This window comes from Pseudomonas promysalinigenes (assembly GCF_014269025.2).
GTDB lineage: Bacteria > Pseudomonadota > Gammaproteobacteria > Pseudomonadales > Pseudomonadaceae > Aquipseudomonas > Aquipseudomonas promysalinigenes.
In genome coordinates, this window is sequence record NZ_CP077094.1 from 3,576,838 (window position 1) to 3,593,612 (window position 16,775).

Below are 16,775 nucleotides of genomic sequence, written 5' to 3' on the forward strand. Positions count from 1 at the left end.
CTCAAACCTCCTCCAGTGAATTGATGAACGCTTCCATTTCGGCCCAGTCCTCGTCGGCGGTGCCGCCCAGGGCCTTGAGCTCTTGCGCCAGAGCAGCCAGATGCGGGCGTTCGAACAGGCTGCGCATCGGTAGCGCGACACCCAGTTCGGACTTGATGCGAGCGATGACCTGGGCTGCCAGCAGCGAGTGCCCGCCTAAATCGAAGAAGCTGTCGTCCAGGCCCACGCGGGGGACCTGCAGCACGTCCATCCAGATCGCCGCCAGCTGTTGCTCCTGCTCACTGCTCGGCGCCCGGAAGCTGGCCTGCACATGGCTTGGGTCGGGTTCTGGCAGGGCTTTGCGGTCAAGCTTGCCGCTGGGTGTCAGGGGCAGCTTTGCCAGCAGCACCAAGTGCGATGGCACCATGTAGTCGGGTAACGTCGCGCGCAGGGCCTGGCGAATCGCCTGGCGCTGCGCGTCTGGGGCGATGCCATCGGCCTGGGTGGCCACATAGGCCACCAGTTGTCGCCCGCCCGCCATGTCCAAGGCCAGCACAGCCGCTTCGCGCACGCCTGCGCATTGCTGCAGGCGCATTTCGATTTCGCCCAGCTCGATCCGGAAGCCACGCACTTTGACTTGATGGTCGACACGGCCGATGTACTCGATGTCACCCTGCGCATTGAAACGGGCGCGATCACCCGTGCGGTACAAGCGCTCACCGGGCGATGCGGGGTCGGGCAATAAGCGCTCGGCGCTGAGGCCGGCTTGGCCGTGATAGCCTCGCGCCAGGCCCGGCCCGCCGATGTACAGCTCACCGATGACACCAATCGGCACCGGCTGCAGCTCGCCATCGAGGATCACCAGACGGCGGCCGGCCAAGCCCTTGCCAATGGGGATACCCCGCCAGGACACATCCTGCGACATGAGATCTGTGCAGTCGTGAATGCTCGAAACCACCGTAGCCTCGGTCGGCCCGTAGGTGTTGAGCAGACGCACACCGCCGAGCCCGGCACGGCGCCACAAGTCAAGGCCGTCGACCGACATGGCCTCGCCACCCACATGCACCTGACGCAGCGCAGCGAAGGCCTGCGGTGCGTTACGGGCGTAATCCTGCACCAGCATGTGCCAGTAGGCGGCGGGCAGGTCTGCCACGGTAATGCCGTGGGTTTGCACGGCTTGCAAGAAGCTGGCGCTGTCCCAGAGCTGGCTATCGCGCAGCACCACGCAGGCGCCGGCACACAGCGGCGGGTAGAACTGCTCTACGAAGCCGTCGAAGCTGCAGGTGGCAAACTGCAGTACGCGATCCTCGGCGCTCAGGCGCGAATAATCGCAGGCCAGTTCGCAGAACTCGGCCAGCGCGCCGTGGCTGATGGCAACGCCTTTGGGGCGCCCAGTGGAGCCAGAGGTGTAAATCACATAGGCCAGGTTGCCAGGCTGCAGCGATACCTCGGGGGCACAGGCAGGCTGCGTGCTGAGCTGGTGTTGAGCTTGATCCAGGCACAGTACTTCGATCCCCTCTGCCGGGGGCAACTGGCTGTAGAGGTTCGATTGAGTCAGCAATAGGCGCAGGCCGCTGTCGGCGAACACCTGGGCGATACGCTCGCTGGGCGCTTGCAGGTCCAGAGGCACATAGGCACCGCCTGCCTTGAGCACCGCCAGCAGGGCTACCCCCATATCCAGCGAGCGCTGCAGCGCAACACCAACCAGCACCTCAGGGCCGACACCCGATTGCACCAGGCGCTGAGCCAATTGATTGCTGCGCAGTTCAAGCTCGGCGTAACTCAGGCAGGCGCCCTGCCCTTGGCCAGCCAGCACCAGTGCCACAGCCTGCGGCGTGCGTGCCGCCTGCGCCTGAAAACGTTGGTGAGCCAGGGCCGACGCTTGCGGCGCAGGTGCGCGCAGTGCCCACTGCTGCAACTGGCGAGCCTCAGGCACAGCGAGCATTGGCAGCTGGCCGATACAGCTTTGCGGGTCGGCCAGCACGCTACGCAGCAGGTTGCACCAGTGCCCGGCCATATGCTTGATGGTCGCTGCATCGAACAGATCGGTAGCGTAGGTGAACGCCGCCAGCAAGCGCTCGCCTTCCTCGCGGGTTTCCAGCATCAGATCGCTGGCTGCGGCATGGCTGCGGGCATCGGCCATGCTTTGCTCGGCCTGCAGGTGCGCAAGCTGCAAGCCGCAAGCCAAGCGCATCCCTTGGATATCGGTGACCATCGGCTGGTGGTTGTACATCACTTGGAACAAGGCGTTATGGCTCTGGCTGCGATTGGCCGGCAGCGCTTCGAGCAGCGCATCGAATGGCAACTCCTGATGGGCCTGGGCGTCCAGCGTGGTCTGACGCAGCGCCTGCAACAACTGCGCGAAAGTCTGGCGGCCATCGAGCTGGCTACGCAGCACTTGGGTATTGACGAAAAAGCCGATCAACCCCTCCACTTCAGCGCGGTTACGGTTAGCGATCAGGCCGCCGACGCGGATATCGCCCTGGCCGCTGTAGCGATACAACAGGGCCTTGAAGGCCGCCAACAGCACCACGAACAATGTCACACCCTGGCGCTGGGCCAGTGCCTTGAGGCCATTGCGCAGTTCTTGATCGATAGCGAACTCCAGGCGCGCGCCTGCGTGGCTCGGCTGGGCTGGGCGCGGTCGATCGCTGGGCAACTCGAGCGGCTCATGCTCATCGCCCAGTTGTGCCTGCCAATACTCGAGCTGACGCGCCTGCTCACCGGCCTCCATCCAGCTGCGTTGCCACAAGGCATAGTCGCGGTACTGCACGGCAAGCGCCGGTAACTGGGCTTGGTGGCCCGCACTGCGGGCATCCAGGCAGCGCATGAGCTCTTCGATTAGGATATTCATCGACCAACCGTCGGCGATGATGTGATGCAGGGTCAGCAGCAACACATGCTCATCGCCAGCCAGTTGCAGCAGCGCTATGCGCAGCAGCGGGCCCTGCTGCAGGTCGAACGGCTGGCCGGCTTCGCGAGCGACCTCTTCACGGGTGCGCTGCTGGCGAAGGTCCACGGTCAAGGCAGATAGATCGACATGGCGAAGCTTGATCTGGGCACCGTCACCGACACGCTGCCATGCCTGCCCGTCGATTGCCTCGAACGTGGTACGCAGGCACTCGTGGCGCTGAACCAGGTCAGCGAAAGCCAGCTCCAGGGCCTGACGATTCAGGTTACCCAACAGACGCACCGCCCCCGGCAAATTGTAAGCGGCGCTGTCTGGCTGCAATTGCCAGAGAAACCACATGCGCTGTTGGGCATAGGAAAGTTGGTCGCGGCTGGCAAGCGCGCTGCAGTCCGGGATCGGATATTGCGCGAAGTCGACCTGCTCATTGCGCAGGGCAGCGTAGAAGACACGGCGTTTGTCCAGCGGCAGTTCAATGAAGCGGCGCGCCAGCTTATGGGATTGATCGAGGGTGCTCATAGGTCGTCCGAACCGGTGAAGGGAGCCGCCCTGGGCTCCGCGATACCTGTTGAACGAATGATTCCGGCTCGCATTTAGGCACGGGCTGCAAAACCTGTCCGGCCTATCATTGTTGCGCGCCGGTACGCGGCAGGGCGTACCGGCGCTGGCTGCCAACGGCTTGCAGGTTCAGCCCGCGCCGTGGCCTTCGGCCATGGCCACGATGACCTTGCGGGTGCCGGTGAAGGTACTGCGCGCGTGTGCGGCCAGCATGTTGTCGAGCATCAGCACATCACCTTCCTGCCAAGCAAAGGCTACGGTGCATTCATCCAGCACACCGCGCACTTCGTCGAGGATCGAATCTTCGATGACAGTGCCATCGCCGTAATAGACATTGCGCGGCAGGTCTTGCTCGTCGACGATTTCCAGCAAGCTCTGGCGTACTTCAAAGGGCAGGTTCGACACATGGAACAGGTGCGCTTGGTTGAACCACACATCTTCACCGGTACGTGGGTGGCGGGCTACCGCCTGGCAGATCTGCCGGGTACGCAGCTCGCCGTCGTCCTTCCATTCGCAGCTGATTGCATGGCGCCGACAGTACGCCTCGACCACTGCCGGGTCATCACTGTTGAACACCTGCTCCCAGGGTACATCCAGGCCGTTACCAAAATTACGCACGTACATCAGCCCATGACGGTTGAAACGCTCGTGAATACGCGGGTCGATGCGCCGAAATACCTCGCGGCTGTCGGCGATCGGCGTTTCGCCTCCGCTCTGGGCGGCAACCATGCTGTAGAACCAGATCTTCATCGGCCATTCGCGGGTGTAGGCCTGCTCGTTGTGCAGCGGGATCTTCTGGTGCGGCGGGTATTCGGTGGAGGTGTACACGCCTTGTGTGACGTTGCTGCGCGGCGTAGAGCCAAACTCGTAGTTCAGCAGCGGGTGACCGAAGCCGGCGGCGAAGCTGCGAAAAGCCTCGGCACCGCCCACATGGAACCCTCGGAACAGGATGCCTCCAACATCGAGCAAGTGGCGGTCGACCAACTCGCGGATCGGCTCAAGCGCCTCGTTCAGGTCAAGGCCTGCATGGGGTGCTTCGACCAGCAGCGGCAGGCTGCGCTGGCCAGGCTGCAATGGCCGAGCAATCAACTCGAGCAGCGCGCTCATGGCTTAACCCTCGCGCAGGAGGGCCGCAACGAACTGAGCGGTAGTGGATTGGCAAAAGGCAGCAGCTGGCTGGCCTTTGAGCAGGTGGCGGCAAGCATCTTTCGACCCTCGATGAAATGACAGCAAGCGCCGATACGCGCGCAGCGTGCGTCGGCCTTGTGTAAAGAAAACGAGAGGCGAAGGTCGGGATTTAGCAGGCATGGGCAACCGAGCAGAGGGCTGACTTATATAGCCCAAACTCGGCCTGGCAAGGGGGATATCGCCTAGGGGGATTTGTGGAGAGTCGGTGGGAGATGAAGCGAGTGCGCGGTGATTCGTCCCCTGCAGGAATCGAACCTGCACTTAGCCCTTAGGAGGGGCTCGTTCTATCCATTAAACTAAGGAGACATCGCGGGAGTAAGAACGAATGATTCTATAGAAAGGCTTCCGTTCGTTCAACCAGAGCCTGCGCACGACCGTGTAGCCGTAGCCAGACGGCCAGCATGTTAGCCAGTACGCTAACTTCTGTCATGCTGCAATCGCTCATCACCCTGTAAGGTTTTTCCCGGCCCGCTCAGGTATTAAGTGTTCCCTACGTAGCAGCTCAAGTAACGCCACGACCGCAGTCGACAGTTGGCCGGAGTTATCAATATGATGGACACCCTGCCATGCTTCTAGCTGCAGCTCGACACTGCGGGCCAAGCGCTGATCGACCTGCTCCAAAGTTTCCCTGCCGCGTGATAACAAGCGCTCACGCAGCACGCTGGGCTGAACGTCAATGCAAACTGCCAACAGGTTAGGGTAACGCTGGCGTGCGGATGGCAAATAGGCACGTGAACCATTGACCAGCACCGAGCACCCTTGCGCCAACCACTGACCCACCTCATTTGGAATACCGTACGACAGGCCATTGGCCCGCCAATGCATGGCAAACGCGCCCTCGTTGCGCAGTTGCGCAAATTGTTCCTCACTCACGCTTTGAGCAGCCTCACCACTGGCCTCGGCCGAGCGAGTAATGACTCGGCGAGCGACCTTGATACCCGCGTCGCTCAGTTGCATACGAGAAGCATTGATCAGTGAATCTTTTCCCGATCCTGAGGGTCCTATCAAATAGATCAGCCGCGCTGGTGCGCTCTTTATGACGCTTGCGTCATGTTGCATAGCCACTATGCTCTATGGAAGGAAACCTTCGTATTCTAGGGGTTTTCTTGATGTTTTGCCGCGTTTTACAGGTTTTTGACGGCAAAAGACTGACGGCGTAGCGGGCTGGTTAATGTGAAACTTTTCAAACCAGTGCTCATTTCTGATAATTGGTACTGGCAAAAAGCCTTCACCCGGCTCACTATTTGTCACAGAATTGACGCCAAGGAAACGGCGACCATGAGGCAAGATGACCATCCAAATTTACGTGCGGGTTGAACATTTTGTCGTCGCCACGGTCGTATCTCCCACTCCGTGCGGCCAATTTGAGAACCGCTTCCCCTGAACCAGTAAAATCCGGTCAATTTATATGCGCCCAATGAAACAGGCTATTTATTCGAGCCGCACCGCTGACAAGTTCGTCGTCCGCCTGCCAGACGGAATGCGTGAGCGCATTGCCGAGGTAGCGCGCAACCACCACCGCAGCATGAACTCCGAAATCATCGCGCGCCTGGAGCAGAGCCTTATCCAGGAAGGCGCGCTGGGCGATGAGCTGAGCATGCGCATGGATAGCCCAGAGCTGTCGCTTCACGAGCGGGAGCTGCTGCAACGCTTCCGCCAGCTGTCCCACCGACAGCAGAATGCGCTGGTAGCGCTGATCGCCCACGATGTGGAGATGGCCGCCGACGCCTCCTGAGTGCTGACCAATATACGAGTGCCTGGCTAGCCAGGTAAAAGGCTCTGAAAAAACGCCCGGTGCTGCTGTCATCGGGCGTTTTACTTTGTGCATTGAATACACAAATACCGTCTCAAGGGCGCAAGCCACCTGGAAGATTGCACGGGCAGCCAAGCTTACTTTCAGGAGATATGACATGCTCAATTTGCAAAAATCATCTGCGATCCTGGCCAAGGAAGATGAAACGCTCGCGGCCTTGCAGCACTTGATCGGCACACCTTACAGCACGCATCTGAAGCAAAGTATTGCCAGGCTTTCGGGCTTTTCTATGGATGACGTGGTGGGCCCGGAAGACAGCGGTGTGATGAGGTACCAGATTTATGTCAACGTAAACCAGAACTCCATCATTACCAGCTTTTCATTTACTCAATGACGCAAAAAAGCCCGCTTAAGCGGGCTTTTTAATGAAGTGTGGCAACCGGTCATAGCAGGAAAATCGTGGCCAACCCCAGGAAAATGAAGAAGCCACCGCTATCGGTCACAGCAGTGATCATGACGCTCGACCCCATGGCGGGGTCACGCCCCAGACGGGTGAGGGTCATAGGGATGAGCACGCCCATGAAGGCGGCCAACAATAGGTTCAGCGTCATCGCTGCGGTCATGACCACACCTAACGACCAGCTGCCATAGAGCCAGAAGGCGACCGCGCCAATCACCCCACCCCAGATCAGGCCATTGAGTAGTCCCACCGCCAGTTCCTTGCGCATCAAACGGCTGGTATTGCCTGGCGATACTTGGTCCAGCGCCATGGCGCGGACGATCATGGTGATGGTCTGATTACCCGAATTGCCGCCAATACCGGCAACGATGGGCATCAGTGCAGCCAGTGCCACCAGCTTCTCGATCGAGCCTTCGAACAAGCCGATCACCCGGGAGGCGACGAAAGCGGTGATCAAGTTGATTGCCAGCCACGCCCAGCGGTTACGCAGGGAGCGCCAGACCGAGGCGAAAATGTCTTCCTCCTCACGCAGACCTGCCATGTTGAGGACTTCGCTTTCGCTCTCTTCGCGGATCAGGTCGACCATCTCGTCGATCGTCAGACGGCCGATCAGGCGATCGCTCTTGTCGACCACCGGGGCTGACACCAGGTCATATCGTTCGAAAGCTTGGGCGGCGTCGTAGGCGTCTTCGTCGGGATGGAAGGACACTGGATCGGTTGCCATGACCTCAGCGACTTTCTTTTCCGGGTCGTTCACCAGCAAACGCTTGATAGGCAACACGCCCTTGAGGATACCCTCGTAGTCGACCACGAACAGCTTGTCGGTGTGGTTTGGCAGCTCCTTGAGGCGGCGCAGATAACGCAGCACCACTTCGAGGCTGACGTCTTCGCGGATGGTAACCATCTCGAAGTCCATCAGCGCACCGACCTGCTCTTCGTCGTAGCTCAAGGCCGAGCGCACGCGCTCGCGCTGCTGAGCATCGAGGCTTTCCATCAGTTCGTGGACGACGTCACGCGGCAGTTCTGGCGCCAGGTCAGCCAGCTCGTCGGCATCCATTTCCTTGGCCGCAGCCAGGAGCTCGTGATCGTCCATGTCGGCGATCAGCGATTGACGAACAGAATCGGATACTTCGAGGAGAATGTCGCCATCGCGATCCGAGCGTACCAGCTGCCAGACCGTCAAGCGGTCCTGCAGCGGCAAGGCTTCGAGGATGTAGGCGATGTCTGCCGGGTGCAGGTCGTCGAGCTTGCGCTGCAATTCGACCAAGTTCTGGCGATGGACGAGGTTTTCTACCAGGTCGTTGTGCTGACCTTCCTGGCGATGGGTCAGGTCTTCGACAACACGCTGGCGCTGCAGCAGTTCAACCACCTGGGCCAGGCGGTCCTGCAAGCTCTCTTGCGCTTTCTTTACTTCTACTTCAGTCATAGGCGAACTCCACTCCCAGCAGCGGAGCACGCCGGGAGAATCAATCAGTCAGATCTAGCTGTAAGAATCTTGTTAAGGAGTAACTACTGGGTAAGTCCATGGTGGTTTTCCACAAGCCCCGGCGGGGCTGACGGGCGCAATCATACACTGCCTGAGCGGTCAGATCGCCTAAATTTTTGGCTAGAACAATCGTTTGCGTGGTAAAGCTAGGACAACGCTCGAAGCCATCAGTGCGACGGCAGGCGTGCGACAAAAAACACATCTGCCGCGCAAATATCTTTTGCAGTGGTTTCTGTGCAGTCTAGCCAGCCAAGGTTGACAGAGTCGTGAAGCAGAAAGCAAAAAGCCCGCTCATTTGAGCGGGCTTTCTGATGATATGGCGGACTCAGCAGGATTCGAACCTGCGACCGCTCGGTTCGTAGCCGAGTACTCTATCCAGCTGAGCTATGAGTCCGTGGTGGCAGTTTTAAACCAGATACCGCTGGTGAGTGAAGTAACTTTGCTAGCAAAGCCACTTCAAAAGTGGCGGACTCAGCAGGATTCGAACCTGCGACCGCTCGGTTCGTAGCCGAGTACTCTATCCAGCTGAGCTATGAGTCCGTGTTGGCAGTTTTAGACCAGATACCGCTGGTGAGTGAAGCGACCTTGCTAGCAAAGCCACCTCAAAAGTGGCGGACTCAGCAGGATTCGAACCTGCGACCGCTCGGTTCGTAGCCGAGTACTCTATCCAGCTGAGCTATGAGTCCGTCTTGGTAGTTTTAGACCAGATTACCACTGGTGGTTTGAAGCAGCCTTAAAAAGCAAAGCCACTTCAAAAGTGGCGGACTCAGCAGGATTCGAACCTGCGACCGCTCGGTTCGTAGCCGAGTACTCTATCCAGCTGAGCTATGAGTCCGTGTCTTGCCGCGCATGATAGTTCGCTGAAACATTTTTGCAAGAACTTTTTCGTTTAACTTCAACGACTTAGCGCTCCTACCGTTTACAGCGCCCTACGCAAATAATGGCGGTGAAGGGGGGATTCGAACCCCCGATACCCTTATGAGGTATACTCCCTTAGCAGGGGAGCGCCTTCGGCCACTCGGCCACCTCACCGCAACACGAGGCGAATATTAAACAGGCTCTTCCTCGTTTGCAACCCTTTTTTTGAAAAAAACTTCAAAAAAATTAAAGGCTTGGCTCCTCGTCCTTCTCTTTCTTGATCCGCAGGTAGATTTCTTCGCGGTGTACGGCCACTTCTTTAGGGGCGCTGACGCCGATACGCACCTGGTTGCCTTTGACACCAAGCACCGTCACGGTGATCTCGCCGTCTCCAATGATCAGGCTCTCGGCGCACCGACGAGTCAGAATCAACATAGCTTTCTCCTTACGCAAAACATTCAGGGATACAGTCTTGGGATGTCAGGCCGTTTGCGGGGTTTACCCCATCGCGCCTGGTCGACCGCCCCGCCGGCAGGACAGGGCCTGCGTGGCGATCAGAAACGCGAAGGGCGCGGCTTGGCCGCGCCCTCCCGGCAACGCCTTACTCGCCCTGTCGGGCAGCAGCGTCGAGCTCGAACGCGGTGTGCAACGCACGCACGGCCAGTTCCAGGTACTTCTCTTCGATGACCACCGATACCTTGATCTCGGAAGTGGAGATCATCTGGATGTTGATGCTCTCCTTGGCCAACGCTTCGAACATGCGGCTGGCAACACCCGCATGGGAGCGCATGCCGACGCCCACAATTGAAACCTTGGCGATCTTGGTATCGCCGATCACTTCACGGGCACCGATCTCACGGGCAGTGTTTTCCAGCACGCTATGGGCCTTCTCGTACTCGTTGCGGTGTACGGTGAAGGTGAAGTCGGTGGTGTTATCGTGCGAAACGTTCTGCACGATCATGTCCACTTCGATGTTCGCGGCGCTGATCGGGCCGAGGATCTTGAAGGCAACGCCTGGGGTATCAGGCACGCCACGAATGGTCAGCTTGGCCTCATCACGGTTGAAGGCGATACCGGAAATGATCGGCTGTTCCATGGATTCCTCTTCATCAATGGTAATGAGGGTGCCTGGACCCTCCTTGAAGCTGTGCAGCACGCGCAGCGGAACGTTGTATTTACCGGCAAATTCCACCGAGCGGATCTGCAGCACCTTGGAGCCGAGGCTGGCCATTTCCAGCATCTCTTCGAAGGTGATCTTTTCCAGGCGGCGGGCCTGGGGCACAACGCGCGGGTCGGTGGTGTAGACGCCATCGACGTCGGTATAGATCTGGCACTCGTCAGCCTTGAGCGCAGCCGCCAGGGCCACACCTGTGGTGTCAGAGCCACCACGACCCAGGGTGGTGATGCTGCCGTGCTCGTCGACACCCTGGAAACCGGCTACCACGACCACACGGCCTTGCTTGAGGTCGGCACGGATCTTTTGGTCGTCGATCTGCAAGATACGCGCTTTGTTGTGCGCGCTGTCGGTGAGGATGCGCACTTGGTTGCCGGTGTAGGACACCGCTGGCACACCACGCTTGATCAAGGCCATGGTCAGCAGCGCGATGGTCACCTGCTCACCGGTTGACACGATCACATCCAGCTCACGCGGAACCGGCTGATCGGTAATCTGCTTGGCCAGATCGATCAGACGATTGGTTTCACCGCTCATGGCCGACAGGACAACCACCAGGTCGTCGCCCGCTTCACGGTGTTTCTTGACCTTTTCGGCAACCTGCTCGATCCGCTCGATGGAACCGACAGAGGTGCCGCCAAATTTCTGTACGATCAACGCCATTTCAATGGTGCCTCAGCCCATACAGGGCCCCAAAAAAACCATCCAACATGAAAGAGCGGCCGACTAGACCAGCCGCCCCATCATCTCAAAGTCCCTGCTCTGCGAATGGCACGGCCAGCGCCAGGGCCTGGTCCAGTGCAGCGACGTCGACGCCACCACCCTGAGCCATATCCGGACGCCCGCCGCCCTTGCCGCCCACTGCCGCAGCGGCTTGTTTCATCAGGTCACCAGCCTTGAGTTGGCTGGAGAGGTCCTTGGTCACGCCGGCCACCAGCACGACCTTGCCCTCATGCTCGCTGCCCAGCAGGATCACTGCGTGGCCGAGCTTGTTCTTCAGCTGATCGACCAGGGCCAGCAAGGCCTTGCCATCCTGCCCATCCAGGCGGGCAGCAAGCACCTTGGCACCCTTGACCTCAACGGCCGCACTGGAGAGATCGTCCCCTGCGGCGCTGGCGGCCTTGGCCTGCAGCTGCTCGAGCTGCTTTTCCAACTGGCGATTGCGCTCGAGCACAGCCGACAGCTTGTCGATCAGGTTGTCACGGTTGCCTTTGACCAACTGCGCAGCTTCCTTGACCTGCTCTTCGGCAGCATTCAGGTAGGCCAGTGCAGCGGCGCCGGTCACCGCTTCGATACGGCGTACGCCCGAGGCCACGCCGCCTTCACTGATGATCTTGAACAGGCTGATGTCGCCGGTACGCTTGGCGTGGATACCGCCGCACAGCTCGACGGAGAAGTCGCCACCCATGCTCAGCACACGGACGGTATCGCCGTACTTCTCGCCGAACAGCGCCATGGCGCCTTTGGCCTTGGCGGTCTCGATGTCGGTCAGCTCGGTTTCGATCGGCGTGTTGTTGCGCACTTCACGGTTGACGATCTCTTCCAAGGCCTTGATCTGCGCTGGCGTTACCGCTTCGAAGTGGCTGAAGTCAAAGCGCAGGCGCTGGCTGTCGACCAGCGAGCCCTTCTGCTGCACATGCTCGCCCAGCACTTGACGCAGGGCTTCGTGCAGCAGGTGAGTGGCCGAGTGGTTCAGCGAGGTCGCGTGCTGCACTTGGGCATCGACCTTGGCCTGCACCGGCGAGCCGATAACCAGCGCCCCGCTGGCGACCACGCCGTGATGCAGGAAGGCACCACCGGTTTTGGTGGTATCGCGCACGTCAAAGCGCGCAGCACCGGCCTGCAGATAACCTGTATCACCGATCTGGCCGCCGGATTCGGCGTAGAACGGGGTGCGATCGAGCACCACCACGCCCTGCTCGCCTTCACCCAACTGGTCGACCGACTGGCCGTCCTTGTAAAGGGCGATGATCTTGCCCTGGGCTTCGGTGGCCTCGTAACCGAGAAACTCGGTAGCGCTGTCGACCTTCACCAGGCTGTTGTAATCCATACCAAAGGCACTGGCAGAGCGGGCACGCTCACGCTGGGCCTGCATTTCGCGCTCGAAGCCCGCTTCGTCGATGGTCAGCTCGCGCTCGCGGGCGATATCGGCGGTCAGGTCCATTGGGAAGCCATAGGTGTCGTACAGCTTGAACACCACATCGCCCGGCACTACGTTGCCCTGAAGTTGAGCCAAGTCCTGCTCGAGAATACGCAGGCCCTGCTCAAGGGTCTTGGCGAACTGCTCTTCTTCGGCCTTGAGTACGCGCTCGATGTGCGCCTGCTGGCTGTTCAGCTCTGGGAAGGCCTGCCCCATCTCGGCCACAAGGGCGGCGACGATCTGGTAGAAGAAGCTGCCCTTGGCACCAAGCTTGTTGCCGTGGCGGCAAGCGCGGCGAATGATACGGCGCAGTACATAACCGCGGCCTTCGTTGGACGGCAGTACGCCATCGGCAATCAGGAAGCCGCAGGAGCGGATGTGGTCGGCAACCACTTTCAGCGAAGCCTGGCCATCGTTGCTGCAGCCGATGGCCTTGGCTGCGGCAGCCAACAGGTTCTGGAACAGGTCGATCTCATAGTTCGAGTGCACGTGCTGCATGACCGCACTGATGCGCTCAAGGCCCATACCGGTGTCGACAGACGGAGCAGGCAGCGGGTGCAGCACGCCATCGGCGGTGCGGTTGAACTGCATGAAGACGTTGTTCCAGATCTCGATGTAGCGATCGCCGTCTTCTTCCGGCGAGCCAGGAGGGCCGCCCCAGATGTCGGCGCCGTGATCGTAGAAGATCTCGGTGCAAGGGCCACACGGGCCGGTGTCACCCATGGTCCAGAAGTTATCCGAGGCGTACGGTGCACCTTTGTTGTCGCCGATACGCACCATACGCTCGGCTGGCACGCCAACTTCCTTGGTCCAGATGTCGTAGGCTTCGTCGTCAGAGGCGTAGACCGTGACCCAAAGCTTCTCTTTGGGCAGGTTCAGCCATTTGTCGGAGGTCAGGAAAGTCCAGGCGAAGGTGATCGCATCACGCTTGAAATAATCACCGAAGCTGAAGTTGCCCAGCATTTCGAAGAACGTGTGGTGGCGCGCGGTGTAGCCGACGTTTTCCAGATCGTTGTGCTTGCCACCGGCACGCACGCACTTCTGGCTGCTGACAGCGCGGGTATAAGCACGCTTCTCGGCACCGAGGAAGCAGTCCTTGAACTGGTTCATGCCAGCGTTGGTGAACAGCAGGGTCGGGTCGTTGTTCGGGATCAGCGAACTGGAGGCGACTCGGGTATGGCCCTGCTCTTCGAAGAAGCGAAGGAAGGCTTCACGGATTTCTGCGCTTTTCATAGGTTCTTCCACGGAAACGGCGGCCCTTGGGGGCAAACACGTCGACGAAACGACGGCAAAGGGCCGCATTATATCGGTCCTGCAAACTCGGTGCAGTGTGTTTATGCGATAGAAAGCGTCGATTGGACGGCTTTTACGGCGCTTGCAAACGAAAAAGACATGACCGGATGCTAAATGCAGCCTTTCGCTACTGGCAAGCCAATTACCGCCCAAGGGAAGGGAAAATGGAACAGGCGGTGAATTAAAAGGTTTTCATGAGCACCTGACGTTCAGGCCAGCTCGCCTGTTCGCGGTGAACCCGCTTGCACACGCTTGAATGGAAACGGGCCCGCGAACAAGACAGAGCCTTACTCAGCCCAGACGCTGGCCCGAGTCTGGCACGATCAGGATCCCGGCGCGCAGGCCATTCTTGACTTTGGGATTGGGGAAAATGATGCGTGCCCCCTCCTCTTCGACCACCCAGCGCGTTTCGGCCAGATCCTCGGCCAGCAGATAGCCCTTGCTCAGCTCGGCGAAGTTTTCGATGTCTGCTGGCAGGTGCAGGTGGAAGCTGTCGCTGTGCTTGATGATCTCGCGCGCCACGCTGAACAGCTTCAGGCCGTCCAGAGCATCATCGACCTCGGGCTCGGTTCCTTCGATGATACGAATCAACCGCTGCTCGAGCTTGTCGAGATTGACCTGCTCGTTCTGCCCGAACGGCCGTGCCTTGCCAAGCTCCAGCGTAAAGGCTTCGGCATCCAATTGCTCATAGGTGAAGGCACTGAAGGTGATCGACGACTTGCTCTGCAACAGCACGGCCTCCATGCCGGCTGCCGCCAGGCGGGCCAGCTCACGCCGTGAGTGTTTGCGCCCCTCTTTGAAAGGGTACAGCGCGAACTGCTCAATCTTCGATCCGCGGATAGCCGTGTGCAGGTCGTAATGCAGGCGCCCGCGCTCAGGCTTGCTGAAAAATACTCGGGCAAATTGCTCAAGCTCCGCGGCACGCAGCGCCTCAAAACCACTGGAGAGCTCGTGACGACCGTTGAACAGACGGTTGATGTCCTGTTCGATGAACCGCTCACCCTTGCGGATGGCGGCCGGGTTGCCGAACAGGAACAAAATCCGTGCGCGGGGCTTGATGGTGCTGTTAGCCACACCATGCAACAACCTTTCGAGCAGCTCGATCGGCGCCGTCTCATTGCCGTGGATGCCCGCCGACAGCAGCAAGTCCAGCCCACAGTCCTCGCTTTCGGGAGGTCGCACTTCCAGCGCGCCCTCCCCCAGCCAGCGCAACCGCACGCCCTTGGGTGTCACTTGAGTCTTCTCAGCCGGCTCGTGATCGGTCAGGGTCAGCTCGAGCAATTTGCCAAGGGCAAGCATAGGCGCTTCCTTAGTGGTGGTGGCCGCAGTCAGGGCCATGGACATGGTCGTCATCTTCGCCGACCTCAGCCGGCTCCATTTCTAGCTGCAGGCTAACCAGATTGGTCGCCATCGGGCGCAGCAACAAGTTGGCGTATTCGGCATCGCCTTCCTCGACATCCACGCCGATCAACAGCTGGCCACGGCCATCCTGCTGGACCCAGATTTCCTTGCCTTGCCATACAATCGCAAAACGAGTGCAGGAGGTTTCCAGCTGGGTGCCGTCTACATCTTCAAGGATCAGGCGCAGGGCGTCGGTCATTACAAACTCTCTCTATCAAGGTTGGCGTTGGAACGGGTACACCGAGCCCAACTTCAGGATCTGGGTCAACTCATCCAGCGCGGTACGGCACTCCAGCAGCAGTTGCGGGTCGGCAAGGTCCGCCTCGCCGAGGCGATCGCGGTAGTGCTTGTCCACCCACTGCAACAGCGTGTCGTACAACGGGGCGGTCATGATAACGCCTGGATTGACCGCCGCCAGTTCCGATTCTTTCAATGCCACGCGCAAACGCAAACAAGCCGGGCCACCGCCATTTTGCATGCTCTGCTTGAGGTCGAATACCTTGACCTCCTTCACCGCACCGCTCTGGGCCGTCAGTTGGCCCAGATAGGCCCAGACGCGCTCGTTGTTACGGCACTCTTCCGGCACTACCAGCATCATCGAACCATCCTCACGGCTGAGCAGCTGGCTGTTGAACAGGTAAGAACGCACTGCGTCCTCTACCGTCACCGCAGCGCGCGGCACACGGATCGCCTGGAAGTTTCCACCCTTGCTGGCCAGTTTAGCTTGCAACTGGCCAAGCACAGCGTCGGTCTCGAGGAAAGCGTCTTCGTGATAGAACAGCACCTCACCGTTACCGACCGAGATCACATCATTGTGAAACACCCCTTGGTCGATCACGGCCGGGTTCTGTTGAGCGTAGACCACGCCGTCCTCGCTCAGGCCATGAAGCCTGGCCACGGCCTGGGAGGCCTCCAGGGTCTGGCGCGCAGGATAGTTCTGCGGCGACGGATAGCGGCTGTCGAAGGCGCTGCGGCCATAGACGAAAAATTCGACACCGGCCTGACCGTAGTCACGACAGAAACGGGTGTGGTTGGCCGCCCCCTCATCGCCGAACTGAGCCACGGCAGGCAAGGCCTGGTGGTGAGCGAAATGCTGGTCGCTGTTGAACATCGCTGCCAGCACGCGACTGGTGGTGGGGTGCTCGATACTGCGATGGAACTTGCAGTTGAGGTTGGCGGCAGTGAAGTGCACACGCCCATCCGCAGTGTCGGCACTGGGGCTGACGGTGGCGGCATTGGCCACCCACATGCTCGAAGCCGAGCAGCTGGCGACCAGCAGCGGCATGGCATCGCGAGCGGCACGTTGAATCACCTCGGCATCGCTGCCGCTGAAGCCGAGCTGGCGCAGGGCCGCCACATCCGGACGTTCCTGCGGTGCTAGCACACCTTGCTTGAAGCCCATGTCGGCCAGTGCTTTCATTTTGGCCAAGCCCTGGCGCGCGGCTTCACGGGGGTTGGACCCTTGCTGGCTGTTGCTCTGCGAAGCCACGTTACCGTAGGACAGGCCGCCATAGTTGTGGGTTGGCCCCACCAGGCCATCAAAATTCACTTCATAGGATTTCATCGGCTAGGCTCCG

Annotated in this window: 12 protein-coding genes and 6 tRNA genes; 2 read left to right on the forward strand and 16 right to left on the reverse strand. The window is 59.8% G+C overall.

Features of this window, described 5'->3' with window-relative positions:
* Position 1 precedes the first annotated feature (1 nt).
* The 4 genes from HU725_RS16245 to phnN form a co-directional block, all read right to left on the reverse strand.
* Positions 2-3,406 (reverse strand): non-ribosomal peptide synthetase, encoded by a 3,405-nt coding sequence (locus HU725_RS16245; RefSeq protein WP_186478941.1) that lies wholly within the window; start codon positions 3,404-3,406, stop codon positions 2-4.
* A gap of 168 nt (positions 3,407-3,574) precedes the next feature.
* Positions 3,575-4,552, reverse strand: a complete 978-nt coding sequence (locus HU725_RS16250) for a TauD/TfdA family dioxygenase (protein ID WP_186478940.1) — start codon at positions 4,550-4,552, stop codon at positions 3,575-3,577.
* A 315-nt stretch (positions 4,553-4,867) separates the two neighbouring features.
* Positions 4,868-4,939: transfer RNA gene (locus HU725_RS16255), tRNA-Arg, on the reverse strand.
* 138 nt (positions 4,940-5,077) lie between these two features.
* The gene (gene phnN / locus HU725_RS16260) at positions 5,078-5,692 is read right to left on the reverse strand and encodes a phosphonate metabolism protein/1,5-bisphosphokinase (PRPP-forming) PhnN (RefSeq protein ID WP_186478939.1); all 615 of its coding nucleotides are present in this window, start codon (positions 5,690-5,692) and stop codon (positions 5,078-5,080) included.
* A 349-nt stretch (positions 5,693-6,041) separates the two neighbouring features.
* Here phnN and HU725_RS16265 point away from each other — a divergent pair, with 349 nt between their 5' ends.
* Entirely contained in the window at positions 6,042-6,368 is a 327-nt protein-coding gene (locus tag HU725_RS16265) for an Arc family DNA-binding protein (RefSeq protein ID WP_060480503.1), read from the forward strand.
* A gap of 175 nt (positions 6,369-6,543) precedes the next feature.
* The gene (locus HU725_RS16270) at positions 6,544-6,780 is read left to right on the forward strand and encodes a hypothetical protein (protein WP_060480504.1); all 237 of its coding nucleotides are present in this window, start codon (positions 6,544-6,546) and stop codon (positions 6,778-6,780) included.
* A 49-nt stretch (positions 6,781-6,829) separates the two neighbouring features.
* Here HU725_RS16270 and mgtE read toward each other — a convergent pair whose 3' ends face one another.
* The 12 genes from mgtE to astB all read right to left on the reverse strand — a co-directional run bounded on the left by mgtE (position 6,830) and on the right by astB (position 16,762).
* The gene (gene mgtE / locus HU725_RS16275) at positions 6,830-8,272 is read right to left on the reverse strand and encodes a magnesium transporter (protein WP_060480426.1); all 1,443 of its coding nucleotides are present in this window, start codon (positions 8,270-8,272) and stop codon (positions 6,830-6,832) included.
* A gap of 377 nt (positions 8,273-8,649) precedes the next feature.
* Positions 8,650-8,726 (reverse strand) — tRNA-Arg (locus HU725_RS16280).
* Positions 8,727-8,795: 69 nt separating this feature from the next.
* Positions 8,796-8,872, reverse strand: a tRNA-Arg gene (locus HU725_RS16285).
* A 69-nt stretch (positions 8,873-8,941) separates the two neighbouring features.
* Positions 8,942-9,018, reverse strand: a tRNA-Arg gene (locus HU725_RS16290).
* Between the two features lie 72 nt (positions 9,019-9,090).
* Positions 9,091-9,167 (reverse strand) — tRNA-Arg (locus tag HU725_RS16295).
* A 106-nt stretch (positions 9,168-9,273) separates the two neighbouring features.
* Positions 9,274-9,364: transfer RNA gene (locus HU725_RS16300), tRNA-Ser, on the reverse strand.
* Positions 9,365-9,436: 72 nt separating this feature from the next.
* A complete protein-coding gene (gene csrA, locus HU725_RS16305) occupies positions 9,437-9,625 on the reverse strand; it encodes a carbon storage regulator CsrA (protein ID WP_003254503.1) in 189 nt (62 codons plus the stop codon).
* Positions 9,626-9,791: 166 nt separating this feature from the next.
* Positions 9,792-11,027: an aspartate kinase gene (locus tag HU725_RS16310; protein ID WP_060480425.1), complete on the reverse strand. Its 1,236-nt coding sequence runs from the start codon at positions 11,025-11,027 to the stop codon at positions 9,792-9,794.
* Between the two features lie 85 nt (positions 11,028-11,112).
* Positions 11,113-13,737, reverse strand: a complete 2,625-nt coding sequence (gene alaS / locus HU725_RS16315; protein ID WP_186478938.1) for an alanine--tRNA ligase — start codon at positions 13,735-13,737, stop codon at positions 11,113-11,115.
* A 351-nt stretch (positions 13,738-14,088) separates the two neighbouring features.
* Positions 14,089-15,096 carry a succinylglutamate desuccinylase gene (gene astE, locus HU725_RS16320; protein WP_186478943.1) on the reverse strand — a complete coding sequence of 336 codons (1,008 nt, stop codon included), beginning with the start codon at positions 15,094-15,096 and terminating at the stop codon, positions 14,089-14,091.
* Between the two features lie 10 nt (positions 15,097-15,106).
* Positions 15,107-15,397, reverse strand: a complete 291-nt coding sequence (locus HU725_RS16325) for a hypothetical protein (RefSeq protein WP_060480422.1) — start codon at positions 15,395-15,397, stop codon at positions 15,107-15,109.
* 15 nt (positions 15,398-15,412) lie between these two features.
* The gene (gene astB, locus HU725_RS16330) at positions 15,413-16,762 is read right to left on the reverse strand and encodes an N-succinylarginine dihydrolase (protein ID WP_060480421.1); all 1,350 of its coding nucleotides are present in this window, start codon (positions 16,760-16,762) and stop codon (positions 15,413-15,415) included.
* Positions 16,763-16,775: the final 13 nt, after the last annotated feature.

What these genes read in the sequence shown, in the direction of transcription:
- HU725_RS16245 (WP_186478941.1), bottom strand. Translation starts at nt 3,406, where the DNA reads ATGAGCACCCTCGATCAATCCCATAAGCTGGCGCGCCGCTTCATTGAA.
- HU725_RS16250 (WP_186478940.1), bottom strand. Translation starts at nt 4,552, where the DNA reads ATGAGCGCGCTGCTCGAGTTGATTGCTCGGCCATTGCAGCCTGGCCAG.
- phnN (WP_186478939.1), bottom strand. Translation starts at nt 5,692, where the DNA reads ATGCAACATGACGCAAGCGTCATAAAGAGCGCACCAGCGCGGCTGATC.
- HU725_RS16265 (WP_060480503.1), top strand. Translation starts at nt 6,042, where the DNA reads ATGCGCCCAATGAAACAGGCTATTTATTCGAGCCGCACCGCTGACAAG.
- HU725_RS16270 (WP_060480504.1), top strand. Translation starts at nt 6,544, where the DNA reads ATGCTCAATTTGCAAAAATCATCTGCGATCCTGGCCAAGGAAGATGAA.
- mgtE (WP_060480426.1), bottom strand. Translation starts at nt 8,272, where the DNA reads ATGACTGAAGTAGAAGTAAAGAAAGCGCAAGAGAGCTTGCAGGACCGC.
- csrA (WP_003254503.1), bottom strand. Translation starts at nt 9,625, where the DNA reads ATGTTGATTCTGACTCGTCGGTGCGCCGAGAGCCTGATCATTGGAGAC.
- HU725_RS16310 (WP_060480425.1), bottom strand. Translation starts at nt 11,027, where the DNA reads ATGGCGTTGATCGTACAGAAATTTGGCGGCACCTCTGTCGGTTCCATC.
- alaS (WP_186478938.1), bottom strand. Translation starts at nt 13,737, where the DNA reads ATGAAAAGCGCAGAAATCCGTGAAGCCTTCCTTCGCTTCTTCGAAGAG.
- astE (WP_186478943.1), bottom strand. Translation starts at nt 15,096, where the DNA reads ATGCTTGCCCTTGGCAAATTGCTCGAGCTGACCCTGACCGATCACGAG.
- HU725_RS16325 (WP_060480422.1), bottom strand. Translation starts at nt 15,397, where the DNA reads ATGACCGACGCCCTGCGCCTGATCCTTGAAGATGTAGACGGCACCCAG.
- astB (WP_060480421.1), bottom strand. Translation starts at nt 16,762, where the DNA reads ATGAAATCCTATGAAGTGAATTTTGATGGCCTGGTGGGGCCAACCCAC.